Here is a 16,652-nt window from a genome sequence, read left to right on the forward strand (position 1 = left end):
GGTTCGCCGCCTCATCAGCCTCTTGCTACTGGCGTGGCGGTGAGGACATCAGTAGGTTGCACGACCACCGGACAGATCGAAGACGCCTGCTGTCGTGAAGCTGTTTTCCTTCGAGCACAACCAGACGATCATGGCCGCGGCTTCATGCAGTTCCAGGAAACGACCGCGTGGGATCTTCGACAGCATGTAGTCGATGTGTTCCTGCGCCATCTGATCGAAAATGCGGGTGCGCGCGGCTGCCGGCGTCACGCAATTCACGGCAATATCCATGTCTGCCAGTTCCTTGCCCAGTGACTTGGTCAGTCCGATGACGGCCGCCTTGGACGCCGAATAGGCCGATGCATTGGGATTGCCTTCCTTGCCAGCCACCGAAGCCACATTGACGATTCGACCGTAGCCGTTTTCACGCATCAGTGGCACAACAGCACGATTGACGTGAAAGGTTCCCATCAGATTGACGTTCACGATCTGCTGGAATTCCTCTACCGAATAGTCGGCCAGGGGACCGTTGCTGCCCGCAATACCGGCGGAATTGACCATGATATCGACTCGGCCGTAGGCCTCGCGCGTCGTGGCCATGGCCTTCTCCACGCTGCTCCAGTCAGCCACGTTGGCCGCTACGGCTATGGCGCCTCCGCCGATGCGATCGGCCGTTTCCTGTGCCAGTGCCTCATCCATGTCCCACAGGGCAACTCGCACACCCGATTTTGCCAATTGCTCGGCCACCGCTCCACCGATGCCTTGCGCACCACCGGTGATGACGGCTGTCTGATCCTTGAAAGTCATGAAGATTGATCCCTGTGTCGTTGAATGGAAAAAAGCATCGTGTTGTCCGTAATCAGCGATGATACACGTATATCATACGACAAATTGACTGCATCGATCAAGTGACAATGACACCTTGGTGAGCAGGATGACGCCCTTGTCATGACCTCTTCGGCAGTACGGGCCTTATCGAACGGTGTTGACTGCAAGAAAATTCCGCCCTGCGAATCTCACTCCGGAATCGTGATTGCCGAACGCCGAAAGCCAGGCAGTAACAGGCTCAATCCGGAGAAGACGACCAACAGACATCCGATGATCATCGGCAGATCGAGCTGCTCACCGAACAACAGCACGCCCAGACTCAGACCAAACAGGAGGCGCGTGTAACGATAGGGCGTGACGGCCGATACCTCACCGGTGCGCATGGCTTTCATCAGGGAGCTGTAGGCAAACACGCCCATGCCGATGGCGCCGATCATGAAGGCACTTATCTTCACATCGGGCATCGTCAGCGGCCTGCCCTCCCAGACGGCATAGCAGGCACCGGCCAGCACGATCGTCAGAAAACCGTAGAGTCCGAGGATGGACGTACTGAGCGACAAGGGGGCTGCCCGGCTGGCCAGATCTCGTCCGGCAAAACCGATCATGCCGATGACGGCCAACAGGGAGAGCCACGAGAAACTGTCAGACGATGGACGCAGAATGACGAGCACACCCAGCAGACCCACCACGATAGCCGCCCAGCGCTGCCAGCCGACCTTCTCGCCAAAGAAGACAGCAGCGCCCAGCACCACGATGATCGGTGTTGCCTGCAGAATGGCCGTGGTGGAAGACAGTGGGGTCATGGCAAGCGCCAGCACGTAGAACAGACGCCCAACGAACTCGAAGACCACTCGAATACGCATGGCGCGCGACACCACATCGGTGGTGAAGAGACGTTCCTTTCGCACAAAGGCCATGCAGCCGAAGACGATGGCTCCGCCGAGCCCGAAAATCATCAGAACCTCGCCAACCGGGAGCTGCACCGCTGCAGCCTTGACAAAGGCATCTTCCACCGCAAATCCTGCCATGGACGCAATCATCCACAGACTACCGCGCAGATTGTCGTTCCGGGTCTTGTTCTCTGTCATCGGTTGCCGCGCAGGTGGTCGGTTGAAGGATATTGCGCGATTATCCTTGTTTGAAGCGACCTTGTCCGATTCACCGTGACGAATTCCACAAGCGCACCTGACCGGCTTTTCACGGCAGTTTTCAACACCACCTTGACACTGTATGATTGAACAGTATTTGTTCGATCTCAACCACCCCTCTCCTGCAACCCGGATCAGGAGCACTCGATGCCTGAAGCCTTCAAGAACCTGATTTCGCCAGAACTGGTCACGTGCCTTGCCAGGCATCTTGACCGGCATCTGACCTCATCTGCGTCGCCATCCTTTGCCAATGCGGTGTTACCGGAACTCGGCAAGCTGGAACTCAAGGCACGCGTACAACTGATTGCCGATGAGATGTTCAAGGTGCTTCCTGTGGATACCCGTCAGCGCAATGACATTCTGCGGGCCATGCTGCACCCGGACACGCGCTCGGAAACGCTGGTTCGCGAGTCCGATGAACAGGGCATTGCCGGATGGGGTATCTGGCCACTCTCGCTGATCGTGGGTCAGCACGGCCTGGATGAATTCGATGCATCCATGGACCTGTTGCGTGAAATGACCCTACGCAGCACATCGGAGTTTGCCATACGCCATTTCCTGTTGGCCGATCAGGCACGGGCTCTGCAGATCATGGAGGGCTGGCTCGACGACCCGAACGAGCATGCGCGTCGACTGGTGTCCGAAGGCTCGCGACCTCGCCTGCCCTGGGGCATGAAACTTCAGGCATTGTGCAAGGACCCGACGCCAACCCTGGTGTTGCTGGAAGGCTTGAAAGACGATCCGTCCGAGTATGTTCGCCGGTCGGTCGCCAATCATCTCAATGATATTTCCCGAGATAATCCGGCGGTGGCGATCAGGATGGCGAGACGCTGGATGAAGCAGGCGGACAGGAACCGAACCGCCTTGATACGTCATGGCTGTCGCACCTTGATCAAGGCAGGGCATCCGGACATCCTGACGCTGTTCGGGTACGAAACACCTCGACTCGAGCACCGTCCTCTGATCCTGTCCAGACAACAGCTGAGTCTCGGTGAATCCCTGCAGCTATCCACCGAGCTGATATCCACTGCCGCCACGCCCCAGAAACTGATCATCGACTACTCGGTGTTTCATCGACTGGCCAATGGCAAGCGTTCCGCCAAGGTGTTCAAGGGCGGTACCGTGACCCTGAACCCCGGACAGAGCCTGTCATTTTCGCGAACTCACACGTTTCGACCCGTGACAACCCGTCGCTACCACGCCGGCACTCATGCCATTGCCTTGCGCATCAATGGCGTGGATACCGACGAGGTAAACTTTGAATTCGTACTCTGAGCTACCACCTCGACAACCACCAACACCGTCAATCACCCTCGAACAGGGTCAGCATGTCATCGGCCGAGAACGCACTGAAGGCCTCGCCATCACGCTTTTCCACCGTGGCATCTGCCAGTGCCTGCTTGCGTTCCTGCATCGCCACGATTTTCTCTTCCAGCGTATCTCTGGCCACCAGCTTGTAGACGAAGACCGGTTTGTCCTGCCCTATCCGATGCGCGCGGTCAGTTGCCTGTCGTTCGACCGCCGGGTTCCACCACGGATCGTAGTGGATGACCGTATCTGCCGCCGTCAGGTTCAAACCAGTACCACCGGCTTTCAGGCTGATCAGGAACAAGGGCACTTCACCCTCCTGAAAGGCATCAATGACGACATCCCGCTTGCGTGTCCTGCCGGTCAACTTCACATGGGGAATTCCGGCCTTGCGCAACTCGGCTTCCAGCAAGCCCAGCATCTCCGTGAATTGCGAGAACAACAGAATCTTGCGCCCTTCGGCCACCAGCTCCTCGATCATCTCGAGCACGAACTCGGTCTTTGCCGACTCGGTGACCTTGCGTGCCGCAGGCACCTTGACCAGCTGTGGATGACAGCAGGTCTGACGCAGCTTGAGCAGCGCGTCCAGCATCTCGATATGACTGCGAGCCAGGCCGCGCTGCTCCAGCAACTTCTTGACGCGCGCCTGCATGGCCAGACGAATGCTCTCGTAGAGTCTTGCCTGCTTGTCGCCCAACACGATGGTACGAACCACTTCCGTTTTCTCGGGAAGTTCCCTGGCAACCTGTTCCTTGCGGCGGCGCAGCATGAATGGCTGCACCACGGCATTGAGTCTGGCCTGGCGACGTTGATTGCCCTGCCGTTCTATCGGCGTGCGAAAATGCTGGCTGAAGCGTTTCTGGCTATCCAGCATGCCGGGCATCAGAAAATCGAACAGGGACCAGAGCTCTCCCAGATGATTCTCCAGCGGGGTACCCGTCAGACACAAACGATGCGCAATCGGCATCGTCTTCAGTGCCTGTGTGATCTTGGCATTGGGGTTCTTGATGGTCTGCGCCTCATCCAGCACCAGCGTCCTGAAGCCGTGTGAACTCAACAGCTCATGATCGCGCAGTGCCAGGGCATAGCTGGTGATCACGATATCCACGGCGTTGTCCACCAGTGGTCGGTCATGGCGATCGCTGCCATGCCAGATACGTGTCGACAAGCCGGGCGTGAATTGCCTGGCTTCGCGTTCCCAATTGCTCAACAGACTGGTTGGGGCAACCACCAGAAACGGGCCATTGCGATTCTTGCGGTGCTTTCTCGCCGTCTGGTTCTTCAGCGATTGTAGGTGGGCCAGGGTTTGAGCGGTCTTGCCCAGGCCCATGTCATCGGCAAGGATACCGTTCAGTCCGGCCTGTGCCAGAAAGTTCAACCAGCCCATGCCGATCAACTGGTATTCCCGCAACTCGCCCAGCATGCCTGCTGGTTGCCGGGCGGACGTCATTGCCGACTCGGCCTGACTGGCAAACTGGCGCAGTGTGTCTGCCAACTGCAGCAGCTGCTCGCTATCGTGCCAGTGCGTATCGACACCCGTCTCTTCAAGTTCATCACGCAGTCGTGCCAGGCTCAGGGCTCGTGCACGGGAGATGATCAATTTCGTATCTGGCTGTTGCTCATCCAGCAACTCGCTCATCGTTTCCACAATGGGCGCCAGCATCTGCTCCGAGGCCTCCAGCCAGCTGCCATCCTCGGCCTGGAAGCGCAAGGGTGTATCCCCTCCCGTTCGCTGCAACCAGTCGATGATCAGCGGCATGAGTTCGTAGCGCACGCCATCGTGCTCCAGCATCAAACCCACCTCGAACCAACCAGTCGAATCGGCCTTGAGGCTGGCAGAAAGTTGTCTGACCTGTCTTACATCGACCCCCACCGGCGGCTCGATGATGAGCGTGAACCCTCGGCTTTCAATGAGCTCCTTCACACTGAACAGTCTTTCGAAGGCTTCCAGCCTGCCATCCGGATCACGCCTGACAGGCTGGTACTCTGCCACATGATACAAGGATGGATCTCTCGCCAGACAAGGTTCGAAATCCGGCAGCATCTCCTGAAACCGCTGGTGATACTGGTACTCTGCCTCGTGGTCTCGCTCGACCAGAACCTCGTTGCCATCCTCATCAATCACACTGGCATGCAACTCGGAACGCCGCAGATCAACAGCAAACCGATGTTCCCCGTATCTCATCACGCAGGCCACCACCCAATGATCGATACTGGGCGATTGGTTGACAGAGCGAATCACGACTTCAGCCACCAGCGGCTCCTGCAACAGGTGTATCGAGGGCTCTGCAGGCAACGTCATGGCACCATCGGGCAGCATGACGCTCATTTCATTGGCCAGTTTCACCGCGGAATCCTGCGGCACTGCCGGCATATCGAACATGAAAGGCAACAGCTGAGAATCGATTCCGACCTGCAAGCTGCCCACCGAGTTGCGATCCATGTCGACGTAATACGGAGGATCGGTGAATATCGGATACCAGTTCTCGACATCGTCCAGAAACAGATGCAGACGAAGCGATGACTCATCGTCTGTCGGCAACCACTCGCTTTGCAACTCCCGGGCAACGCCCTGCTCCAGAGGCACATCTCGACGATCACCCGGATACAGGCGTTCGGACCTCAACAGCAACTGCACCACGCTGGCCCCCAGATGTCCCGACAGGACATAGGGTGGTGAGACTTCCAGACTGGACTTGTTGCCGGAATGAACGGCCATGGTGCGTACCAGATCGATCAGCATATCGTCTTCCGGCCGCGATCCGAAACCGTGAAAATGACTGTAGCTGCTGATCCGGTACAAACGCCCCTTGCCCAGTTTGCCGTTCTGCAGAAGCCTGGAAGAATAGACCTTGACTTCGGCACCTTGCCAGCACCCTGCCACATCCGACAAGGGCTCGAGGCTGTACAACATGCATTCATTGCTGCCACCGCCAGTGCCATGTCGCTGCTTGTCCTGCCGCGTCTGGAATCCGTTCAGCCGCTTCATCCAGACATCGATCGGCGCCTCGACTACGGCGGTTGGCGCAAGGTCGGCAACACTGATTTCGTTGGCCAGCGTCTGCAGCAGAGTGGCGGCTGCATGCTTGCAGTCACGGCCTACCGGGCAGTCGCAGCGACAGACGAGACGCCTGCCTTCGCGACTGATTCGCGTTACATAGGGTTCGGGCGCAGTGCCCTCGACCACGCCCATCAGTGTATCCAGATCGTCGATCCACTCCACCAACAGCACATCATCTCTCGCCAGTATTCCCTGCGCACGTACGAAGGTCCTCTTGGTGAACAGGGAACGAATATCGGTGATACCCAGCTCCAGCATGATGGATTTGATCATCGACACGGGAAAGTGTTGCTCTGGCTTGTCAGGTCCACTGTGATTCGCGGCTTCCTGTCATCAATGACTCAGGCCATCCATCCGCCAACGGCCTTGACCTCCAGGAACTCCTCCAGACCCCACTTGCCACCTTCGCGGCCGTTGCCTGACTGCTTGTAGCCGCCGAATGGCGCACCGGCCGAGCGTGCCTTGCCGTTGATATCCACCATGCCCGAACGCAAGCGTCTGGCAACCCGTCGGGCCTTTTCTGGGTCGCGGGTCTGTATGTAGTTGGTCAGCCCATAAGCCGTGTCGTTGGCGATGGCGATGGCTTCCTCTTCGGTATCGAATGGCATCATCGACAACACCGGTCCGAATATTTCCTCGCGCATGATGCTCATGTTGTTATGGCAATCGGCAAACACGGTCGGCCGCACGTAGTAGCCTCGCTGCAGTCCGTCTGGCCGTCCGAGCCCACCTGCCAGCAAACGCGCACCATCTTCGCTGATTCCGCGCTGGATCATTTCCTGAACCTTGTCGAACTGTGTCTGACTGACCAGCGGACCGATATGACCGCCACGTTTTTCCGCCAGATCCACCGCTGTTCGCTCTGCCTGTTCGCAGGCTTCCGCCAGAGCCTCTTCATAGCGTGATCGTTCGACCAGCATGCGCGTCGGGGCATTGCAGGACTGCCCGGTGTTGTTGAAACAACGAGCCACGCCTTGTTGAACTGCCTCCTCGGGGGCATCGGCAAACACGATATTGGCTCCCTTGCCGCCCAGTTCCAGCGACACGCGCTTCAGACTGTCGGCCGCATTTCTGGAAATGGCGATACCCGCTCGTGATGAACCGGTAAAGGAAATCAGGGCGATATCCGGATGGCCGGATATCATGGTTCCCACCCCGGCACCATCACCATTGACCAGGTTGAACACACCGGCTGGCACGCCGGCCTCGTGCAGGATATCGGCAAACAGCATGGCCGATACAGGAGAGAGTTCCGAGGGTTTGAGTACCATGGTACAACCGGTGGCCAGAGCCGGCATGACCTTCAGTGCTATCTGATTCATTGGCCAGTTCCAGGGAGTGATCAGTCCGCAGACACCAATGGGCTCGTGAATGATGCGATCTTCAGGTGTATTCGGGCGCAAAATCCGTTCGAACTCGAACTCTTCCAGTGCATCGATAAAGGCCTTGATATGGTAAGAGCCCGATCCCGATTGTGACGCTTCGGCCATATCGATGGGGGCACCCATCTCCCGACTGATGATCTCGCCCATTTCATCGCTGCGCGACTGATAGATCGTCAGGATGCGTCTCATCAGGGCCAGGCGCTCGGTCTTGTCCGTCACCGACCAGTCAACAAAGGCCCGCCTGGCCGCGGTGACAGCGGCTTCGACATCGGCCTCACTACCCAGACTGATCGTGGCATACACCTCTTCGGTGGACGGATTGATGACATCCAGCGGCTGGCCGAGGATGGGATCGACCCACTGGCCATCAATGTAAAATTTACGCGTATTCATGCTTCTGGAGTCCAGCCAATGGGAAAAAGGCGATGCCGAAAGGCTCTGCTGCGATCATCAGCGCAACCAGGGCGCATCGCGCGGACCGATTCTAACGAACAATGATGGGCAGGGTCCAACAGCAGAGTCGATCCGACCCTTCATGCAGCCGCATCAAGTTCACACTTGACATTGTTTTACGCTGCCCCATGCCGGATACCGCGTCGCCCATCATCGGTCCATGCACACTTCGAGCTCCGGCAGCACTGCCTGGCAGACACTGGCGAATCGACGCTGAGCCGATCGCAGGACAGCGAATCGGCGCAGCGTCGACCCTCAGGCAGCGCGTGGGTGCTCCGGCTCATCACCGATTTCCGCCATCTTCCTCTCCAGCTTGCGTGTCATGTCCTGCACGACTTCGGCGTAGGCAGGATCGTTGTAGACGTTGAACAGTTCCAGCGGATCTTTCTCGCAATCGAACAGTTCCCACTCGCGGTCTTCCCCGCCATGGTTGGTACCAGGCAGCTCATACCCTTCGTTGTACCAGTAGACCAGCTTGTAACGCTGGTCTCGGACGCCGTAATGCGAATAGGCGTTGTGATCCGGATCGCGATGCATCCAGTAGCGATGGTAGGCCAGCTCGGACCAGTCCTGCGGAGTTTCACTTTCGAGCAGAGGCTGGATGCTCTTGCCCTGCATGTAGCTGGGTATGGTCAGACCTGCCATGTCGAGAAAAGTCGGGGCAAAATCCACGTTGCAGATGATGTTCTCACACACTTCACCGGCCTTGATCTTGTCCGGGTAACGAATGAGAAATGGCATCTGGAAGGATTCTTCGTACATGAATCGCTTGTCGTACCAGCCATGTTCGCCGAGAAAGAAGCCCTGGTCAGAGGTGTAGATGACAATGGTATTGTCAGCCAGATTGTTCTCTTCCAGATAATCCAGTACCCGGCCAACGCTTTCATCGATCGACTCGATGGTACGCAGATAGCGTTTCAGGTAGCGCTGATACTTGAAATGGCTGAGTTCCTGCTGCGACTCGAAGGTGAACACTTCACCGGTATCCTTGTCGATCAACCGCAAACCCGAGACATCCTCGGGATTGGGTATCTTGCGATTGGTACTGCTGCGCATGGTGCGCTCTCCCACCTCGGAGCCACCTTCGGGTTGCACCAGCCCCAGGTCAGCATATTTCATGTCGTCCTTTATACGCATCTTCGCCTCCGCGGCCGCCTTCGCCCGATGGCTGTAATCATCATCGAAGGTTGGCGGAATCTCGATATCATCCTGATACAGGCCCCGATTCTTCGGATGCGGCTCCCATTCTCGGTGCGGTGCCTTGTGGTGGCACATCAGAAAGAAGGGTTTCGACTCATCCCGTTGCTCCAGCCAGTTCAGGCTCTTGTCGGTGATGACATCCGTGGCATAACCGGGCACCTCGATCTCTTCCCCCATTTCGATCATGAGGGGGTCGAAGTACTCGCCCTGCCCCGGCAATACCGACCAGAAATCGAAGCCAGTGGGTTCATGCTGTCGACCTTCGCCCAGATGCCATTTGCCGATGATGGCCGTCTGGTATCCACCGGTGCGCAGATGCTTGGCCACATTGGGCAGGCGATTGTCGATATGGGTATCCAGCGTCGACACGCAATTGACATGATTGTAGGTGCCCGTGAGTATCGCCGCCCGACTCGGGGTGCAGATGGAGTTGCTGACATAACAATGGTCGAAGCGCATGCCTTCGTTCGCCAGACGATCCAGATTGGGCGTCTGATTGATACCCGCGCCATAACAGCTGATCGCCTTGGAGGCGTGATCATCGGCCATGATGAAAACGATATTGGGTTGCTTGCTCATACCTGCAGTGCCTTTTTGCTCTCGCGATCAAACGCATGTAATTGTTCGGGGTTCAACCGGACGGCCAACTGCTGACCTTGTTCGGGATAGTCGACACCATTGACGCGCGCGGTCATGATCTCTCCGCACACCGACAGGGTCAGCAAGGCATCGGCTCCCAGCAGCTCCGCCAGCATGACCTTGCCCGGCAGCACCCAGGGGTCATCACCCGTAGCCGAGGCCTCCAGAATCGTCAGGTGCTCGGGGCGGATGCCTACCCGTACGGTGTCAGCCCCCTTCGTATCGAAACCCGGCAGTCCGGGTAGTTCCAGTTCCGAGTCGGTCGAACGCCAGCTGCCATCAGTGCCCGCTTGCATCGTCATGAAATTCATTGCCGGACTGCCGATGAAGCCGGCAACGAATTCGGTGGCAGGCTTGTCATAGACTTCTCGTGGTGTACCCACCTGGGCAATGACACCACCCTCCATGATGACGATGCGATCTGCCAGCGTCATGGCTTCCACCTGATCATGCGTGACATAGACCGACGTCACACCCAGGCGATCGTGAAGCTCCTGCAGCTCCATGCGCATCTTGACACGCAGCTTGGCATCCAGATTCGACAGAGGCTCATCGAACAGAAAGACCTCGGGAGTTCGCACGATGGCGCGACCGATCGCCACCCTCTGACGTTGCCCACCGGAGAGTGAACCCGGCTTGCGATCCAGATAGTCGGTCAGACCCAGCATGTCGGCGACACCGGCAATACGCTCCTCGATCTGCGCCCGGGGCATCTTCTGCAGCTTCAGGGCCATGCCCATGTTTTCGGAAACCGTCTTGTGCGGGTACAGGGCATAGTTCTGGAAAACCATCGCCACACCGCGATTTTTCGGATCGACATTGTTCATCCTGGTATTGCCGATGAGAAGCTCACCGCTGGTGATGCTCTCCAGGCCGGCAATCATTCTCAGAGTGGTGGACTTGCCGCAGCCCGAAGGTCCAAGCAATACCAGAAACTCGCCGTCCCGGATTTCCAGATTGAAGGCCTCGACCGCCACACTGCCGCCATAGGATTTGCCGATCTGCTGAAGTGAAACATTTGCCATTAGCTGAACTCCTACTTGCCCGAGCCGGCCGTGAGGCCGCCCAGGATCTGTTTCTGGAAAATCGCGGTGATGACGAGAACCGGAATGATTGCGATGACCGTGGCGGTCGAAATGGTTTCCCAGGGAAACGCGAATTCACCGGGATACAGCGAAATGCCGACAGGCGCGGTTCGCATGGCGTCCTGCGTCATCAACACCAGCGACAGCGGAAACTCGTTCCAGGAGAAGATGAACACGATCAACCCCGTAGCCACGAAGCCGGGCCAGGACAGTGGCAGGATGATGGAAAAGAAGATGCGCAGAAACCCCATGCCATCCAGCCTTGCCGCCTCTTCGATCTCCACCGGCAAAGTGCGGAAGTAGCTGGCCAGCATCCAGACGGTATAGGGCAGGAACAGTCCGGTATGGGCAAGGATCAGCCCGGTAAAGCTGTTCAGCAGACCCAGATTCAGAAAGGTCTGAAACAACGCCGGCAACAAGGCAATGGGTGGAAACATCGACACCGACAGGATGATGACCATCAGCACCCCGGCAAAGCGCATGCGCAGGCGCGACAAGGCGTAGCCTGCCAGTCCACCCACCGACAAGGTCAGTACGGTACAGCCGACACCGACGATGAAGCTGTTGAGCACATAACGCAGCAACTCCGGCGTTTCGGTGAAAATGGACCAGTAGTTCTGAAAGGTCAGCGGATCGGGCCAGTACTGAACCGGCCAGGAATAGATGCCAGCGGTATTCTTCAGCGACGTCAGTATCAGCCAGACAATCGGGAAAAACGAGATCACCACCGACAGGCCGACCAGTGAATACAGAATGATGCGTGGACGATTGCTCATGATTCAGTCCTTGCTCCGCAGCGTGAAGATATAGAGAAGGCTCAGCGAGAAGATGACAGCGAACTGCACGACCACGATGGCTGAGCCGGCATTGAACTCGACAAATTCGAAAATCACCTTGTAGGCATACAGGGACAGGGTTTCGGTAGCGGAGTCCGGACCGCCATCGGTCAGACTGAAGGGCAGTTCGAACGTCCTGAGCGCATCCATGGAGCGAATGATCAAGGCCACCATGATGGAGCCCTTCAACAGTGGCAAGGTGATTTCGCGAAACTCCTGCCAGCGACTCATGCCGTCCATGCGCCCGGCTTCATACAGGTCGCGGGGAATCGATTGCAGACCAGCGAGTATGATCAGGGCCATGAATGAACTGGTTTTCCAGACCGAAACGATCACCATGGACGCCATTGCCAGCGTCTCGTCTCCCAGCCAGTTGACCGGCTCGCTGACAATGCCGGACTCCAGACCGATGGCATTGAACAGGCCATAATCGGCGTTGTACATCCAGCGCCAGATCAGCGCATTCAGGGCTGTCGGTAACGCCCAGGGGAACAGTACGGCCAGTCGAGCCAGGCCTTTTCCGTGAAAGGACTCGTTCATCAACAAGGCAAGCCCTACTCCCAGAATCAACTCAAGGGGAATCGAGATTGCCGTGAATATCAGGGTCACCGACAGAGAACGCCAGAAGCGATCTTCCTGCATCAGCGTCACGTAATGCTCCAGTCCGACAAATCGATAGGGTTCGAATCCGTCGACACTCGATTGACCGACACTCAGCACGATCGATTGCACAACCGGATAGACCAGTATCAGAGCGATGATCAGGAATGTCGGCGTCACGAAGCCAATGCCGACGAACTGGGTTCGTCGTTCCAGGGTATTGAATGCGTTCAAGGCAACAGGTCCCGGGTAAGGGTCCGCCAATGAAGGCGAACGGGTTTGAGGCGGAGCGGAGGTCCGTTCCGCAAGGCACTTGTCACAGACCCACTGCCGGGCGCAAGACACGCCCGGACAGAGGGTTCAGGGTTCACTTCGCCAACAGCTTCTCGAGGCTGGCCTGTGCATCGTTCAGGGCTTCTTCAACGGTTTTCGACTGATGCAGGGCACTGGTGATGGCTACCTGCATGACATCGGAGACCTTGGGGTAGAGGCTGCCGGTACCGGCAGAGGGTCGAACAACACCCGCCGCGTAGGCCTTGCCGAACTTCTGCAGCACTTCATCATCCTGCATGGCTGCATCGTCATAGACGTTCATCAGCCCGGGGCTCTTGGAGGCATTGACCGCAGCTGAGAGTTGCATCTCATAGCTCGTCATGTGCTTGAGCAGCTTGATCGCGGCATCCCGGTTCTCGGTATTGGCATTTACCGCCAGCAGGAAACCACCCATGGCGGTAGCCGGCGCATCTTCATGCCCTTCGAAATAGGGGTTTCGGGTGAAATCGAACTTGCCCTTCACCGGGCTGTCGTCAGCACTGAGCGGTGCATAGACGAAATCCTGAACCATCATGAACACCGCTCTGCCCTGCTGAAACAGGGTACGCGCATCGTCAGGGCGCATGTTGAGTATGGACTCGGGCACGATCTGATGCTTGTAAAGCATATCCACCATGGTCTGTGTGGCCGCGATGGCTTCCGGCGAATTCACGTTGACATTGCCGTTTTCATCGAAAAATGTCGCCCCATTGCCATAGGTGAATGACAGCCAGTTCATGAACAGTCCTTCGATCTTGGCCCACATGGAGACAAAGCCTGTCAGGTCCGGATTGTTCTCGCCATCCAGAATGGTTCTGGAGGCACTGATGACCTCTTCCCAGGTTGACGGAACATCGAGATCGTACTTTTCCAGCAAGTCACTGCGATAGAAGAACTGCGTGCCATCGACATACAGTGGTACACCATAGAGCTGGCCATCGACGGTGGCGGCTTCCCGAAACGAGGCATTGAAATTCGCCAGTTCCTCTTCCGAGAAGGCGTCTCCGATCGGTGCGATCCAGCCGCGCTGGGCAAACTCTCCGGGCCAGATGACATCCACCGCGAAAACGTCAGGGGTCGAACTGCGCGCCATCAGACTGGTGACATAGAGCTTTCTCGATTCGCTGGGCACGTCGGAGATCTTCAACCATTCGACCTTGATGTCGGGGTTGTCCGCCTCGAAACTCTCGATGGCCGGACCGACCGCAGCTCCATAACCACGAGAGCCGATGGACAGCACCAGATCATCGGCAACGGAGACTCCACTCAGCAGCAGGGTCGTCGCGGTGGCAAGAGCGATAGAACTTTTCTTCAAGAACCTCATGAGTTCCTCCAATGGGTGAACGAGACTAGCCAGTCTTCTTTGGTGAGGAGACAGACTGCAAACCCGCATGTGGCTGGCTGTTGGCACTGACCAACTCCAGCTCCTTGCGGGTACTTTCCAGCGTCTCCCGTATTCGGGCGATATGCTCTTTCTCATCTCGCACGGGAATTGCTGCTTCCGCCACCGTCAGCAGCGAGACCAGCTCGCCCCCCGGTGACGCTATCGCGATGGAAAAACGTCGTATGCCCTTGGCATTGCCGAGCATGTCGAACTGCATGGCCTGTCGATCCGTGTCGAGGATGCGTTGCCGGGCTTCGCCCCAGTCCAGACGTTTGCCCTGCACACCCACCTCGTGAAAGCTGGACAGATCCCAGCTACTCTCGATGTCCTCGATTCGGCAATAGGCCAGGGCCAGACGCGAGATGGAATCCAGTTCGTAGGTGGATCGCACATAACCGGGATGCGCACGCAATTTGATCGGCTGCAGCGGGTGTTCATCGGTGACATGCCAAAGCAGGCTGTGACCGCGCAACAGGATGATTTCCGAAGCCGATTCCAGACTGGCTGAAATGGATGCACAGGCCTGGCGCAATTGAATGGGCGAGATATTGCCGATGCCGATGCGCCTCTCAAACGAGAAATTCGGCAGCAGTCGGCCTTCCGGCGTGGCGTACACATAGCCGGTCTGTTCCATCTCGCTCAGCAGTCGATAGACCGTGGAAGAAGGCAAGCCCACTCGCTCGACGATTTCGGATTTGCTGAATCCGTTGCTGGGAGCATCGGACAGGGATTCAGCCAGCCTGAGGATTCTGACAAAGTTCTTGGACACCGGTTTTCCCATATTTGAGAATACTGATTCCCATTATAAAGAATTACCGATCCCTGTCAACTGCAGGCCGGCGCAGGCCGGCAAACCGTCTTGCGCATGACCGGCTTACCGGTGACCAATGGCTCTGGTAGCATCGGGCGCATCAACACAGTGAAAAGTCCCCCTGGATTCGTGTTGTCCCTCACCCTGCCTGCCGATACCCGCACTACCGGCATTGACAACGCTGGCAGCCATTCCCATCGTTCAGCCAAGCATCCCCACCTACCGATATGTCGATACCAGATTCGCCTGCTTTCGAAAGTCCGGATTTCCTGCAGCAGCACATCCGCTCAATCCTGGATTTCTACGAACCCCGAGTCATCGGCCCGGAAGCCGGTCTGCGCTCCTGCTTTCTGGACAACGGTGACTGTTTCGATCCGCATAGCCGGCAACTGGTGGGTTCTGCCCGCTACGTGGTGAACTACGCAACCGCGTATCGACTGTATGGCAAGACCAACCATCGGCAGTGGGCTGAGCGCGGACTGGACTACCTGACCCAGGTACATCGGCAGGAAAACGGCCGCTATGCCTGGCTGCTGGAGAAGGACGAGGTTGTCGACGATCGTGTCATGGCCTATGGACACGCCTTTGTCCTGCTGGCTGCGGCCTCCTGCCTGCGCGCCGGTGTCGAGAGCGCCAGGCAGACGCTCTACGAGGTGCATGCATTCATGGAACGGTATTTCTGGGATGACACGGCCTGTGCCTATGCGGACGAGCGTAATGCAAGCCTGGAACAACTTGACGACTACCGTGGTCAGAACGCCAATATGCACATGTGTGAAGCCTTGCTGGCAGCCTGGCAGGCAACGGCGGACAGCTCGTTTCTCGACCGCGCCGAACGACTGGCCGAACGTTTTGCCCTGGATCTGGCCAGTCAGTCAGGTGGTCAGATCTGGGAGCACTACGACCAGAACTGGCAGGTCGACATGCAGTACAACATCGACAAGCCGAACGACCGATACAAGCCCTGGGGATTTCAGCCCGGTCATCAGGTGGAATGGAGCAAGCTGTTGCTGATTCTGGACGGCGAACGACCCGATGAGAAGTGGCTACCCAGGGCACGCGATCTGTACGACGGAGCCATGAGCTCGGGATGGGATACACAGCACGGTGGCCTGGTCTATGGCGTAGCCCCCGATGGCGACTTCTGTGCGGCCGAGAAATACTTCTGGGTGCAGTCCGAAGCGTTTGCCGCAGCCTGGCGGCTCTACAGGCTGACCGGAGAACAGCGATTTCTCGACGACTACCGCCGAATCTGGCAGTGGAGCTGGGAACATCTGGTGGATCACCGATACGGTGCCTGGTTCCGCGTGCGCAACCGGGATGGCTCCGCCATCGATGACCGGAAATCCCCGCTGGGAAAAACCGATTATCACACCATGGGGGCCTGCTGGGATGTACTGTCGCAACCTCTCGAATGATGACTGTATCTTCACGACATCAACGCTTTTCAGCTACCATGGGGAACTGCGGTCTGCAGGCATGCAGCCGCAAACTTCCACCATTCCCGGACCCGGTTCAGGCAATCCCGAGTTGACGTTCAATCGTACAAGACATGGGCACCCACCTACTCGACACAGATGAGTCAATCGATTCCGATATGAGCAATGACAGCAGCACAGACTG

Annotated in this window: 12 protein-coding genes; 2 read left to right on the forward strand and 10 right to left on the reverse strand. The window is 57.4% G+C overall.

Translation table 11 applies throughout. The features are described from left to right. Positions 1 to 48: 48 nt before the first annotated feature. Complete coding sequence (locus tag ACUNV4_RS15070) at positions 49 to 786, reverse strand: SDR family NAD(P)-dependent oxidoreductase (protein ID WP_430879404.1); 738 nt, start codon at positions 784 to 786, stop codon at positions 49 to 51. A 209-nt stretch (positions 787 to 995) separates the two neighbouring features. Then, positions 996 to 1,895 (reverse strand): DMT family transporter, encoded by a 900-nt coding sequence (locus ACUNV4_RS15075; RefSeq protein ID WP_430879405.1) that lies wholly within the window; start codon positions 1,893 to 1,895, stop codon positions 996 to 998. Between the two features lie 207 nt (positions 1,896 to 2,102). Here ACUNV4_RS15075 and ACUNV4_RS15080 point away from each other — a divergent pair, with 207 nt between their 5' ends. Continuing rightward, positions 2,103 to 3,230, forward strand: coding sequence for a hypothetical protein (locus ACUNV4_RS15080; RefSeq protein ID WP_430879406.1), 1,128 nt, complete (start codon positions 2,103 to 2,105; stop codon positions 3,228 to 3,230). Positions 3,231 to 3,258: 28 nt separating this feature from the next. Here ACUNV4_RS15080 and ACUNV4_RS15085 read toward each other — a convergent pair whose 3' ends face one another. From ACUNV4_RS15085 to ACUNV4_RS15120, 8 genes are all read right to left on the reverse strand, one after another. After that, positions 3,259 to 6,597 (reverse strand): DEAD/DEAH box helicase, encoded by a 3,339-nt coding sequence (locus ACUNV4_RS15085; RefSeq protein ID WP_430879407.1) that lies wholly within the window; start codon positions 6,595 to 6,597, stop codon positions 3,259 to 3,261. A 68-nt stretch (positions 6,598 to 6,665) separates the two neighbouring features. Further along, the gene (locus ACUNV4_RS15090; RefSeq protein ID WP_430879408.1) at positions 6,666 to 8,102 is read right to left on the reverse strand and encodes an aldehyde dehydrogenase family protein; all 1,437 of its coding nucleotides are present in this window, start codon (positions 8,100 to 8,102) and stop codon (positions 6,666 to 6,668) included. A 315-nt stretch (positions 8,103 to 8,417) separates the two neighbouring features. Continuing rightward, positions 8,418 to 9,941, reverse strand: a complete 1,524-nt coding sequence (locus ACUNV4_RS15095) for a sulfatase family protein (protein WP_430879409.1) — start codon at positions 9,939 to 9,941, stop codon at positions 8,418 to 8,420. After that, positions 9,938 to 11,026, reverse strand: coding sequence for an ABC transporter ATP-binding protein (locus ACUNV4_RS15100; RefSeq protein WP_430879410.1), 1,089 nt, complete (start codon positions 11,024 to 11,026; stop codon positions 9,938 to 9,940). Before ACUNV4_RS15100 ends, ACUNV4_RS15095 begins: the two co-directional genes overlap by 4 nt. An 11-nt stretch (positions 11,027 to 11,037) precedes the next feature. After that, the gene (locus tag ACUNV4_RS15105) at positions 11,038 to 11,862 is read right to left on the reverse strand and encodes a carbohydrate ABC transporter permease (protein ID WP_430879411.1); all 825 of its coding nucleotides are present in this window, start codon (positions 11,860 to 11,862) and stop codon (positions 11,038 to 11,040) included. A 3-nt stretch (positions 11,863 to 11,865) separates the two neighbouring features. Further along, positions 11,866 to 12,756: a carbohydrate ABC transporter permease gene (locus ACUNV4_RS15110; protein ID WP_430879412.1), complete on the reverse strand. Its 891-nt coding sequence runs from the start codon at positions 12,754 to 12,756 to the stop codon at positions 11,866 to 11,868. Between the two features lie 133 nt (positions 12,757 to 12,889). Further along, positions 12,890 to 14,149: an ABC transporter substrate-binding protein gene (locus ACUNV4_RS15115; RefSeq protein ID WP_430879413.1), complete on the reverse strand. Its 1,260-nt coding sequence runs from the start codon at positions 14,147 to 14,149 to the stop codon at positions 12,890 to 12,892. Positions 14,150 to 14,183: 34 nt separating this feature from the next. Then, positions 14,184 to 14,987 (reverse strand): helix-turn-helix domain-containing protein, encoded by an 804-nt coding sequence (locus ACUNV4_RS15120; protein ID WP_430879414.1) that lies wholly within the window; start codon positions 14,985 to 14,987, stop codon positions 14,184 to 14,186. A 269-nt stretch (positions 14,988 to 15,256) separates the two neighbouring features. Between ACUNV4_RS15120 and ACUNV4_RS15125 the strand changes: the two genes are divergently transcribed. Continuing rightward, positions 15,257 to 16,447, forward strand: coding sequence for an AGE family epimerase/isomerase (locus ACUNV4_RS15125; RefSeq protein WP_430879415.1), 1,191 nt, complete (start codon positions 15,257 to 15,259; stop codon positions 16,445 to 16,447). Positions 16,448 to 16,652: the final 205 nt, after the last annotated feature.

Source organism: Granulosicoccus sp. 3-233, assembly GCF_052681095.1.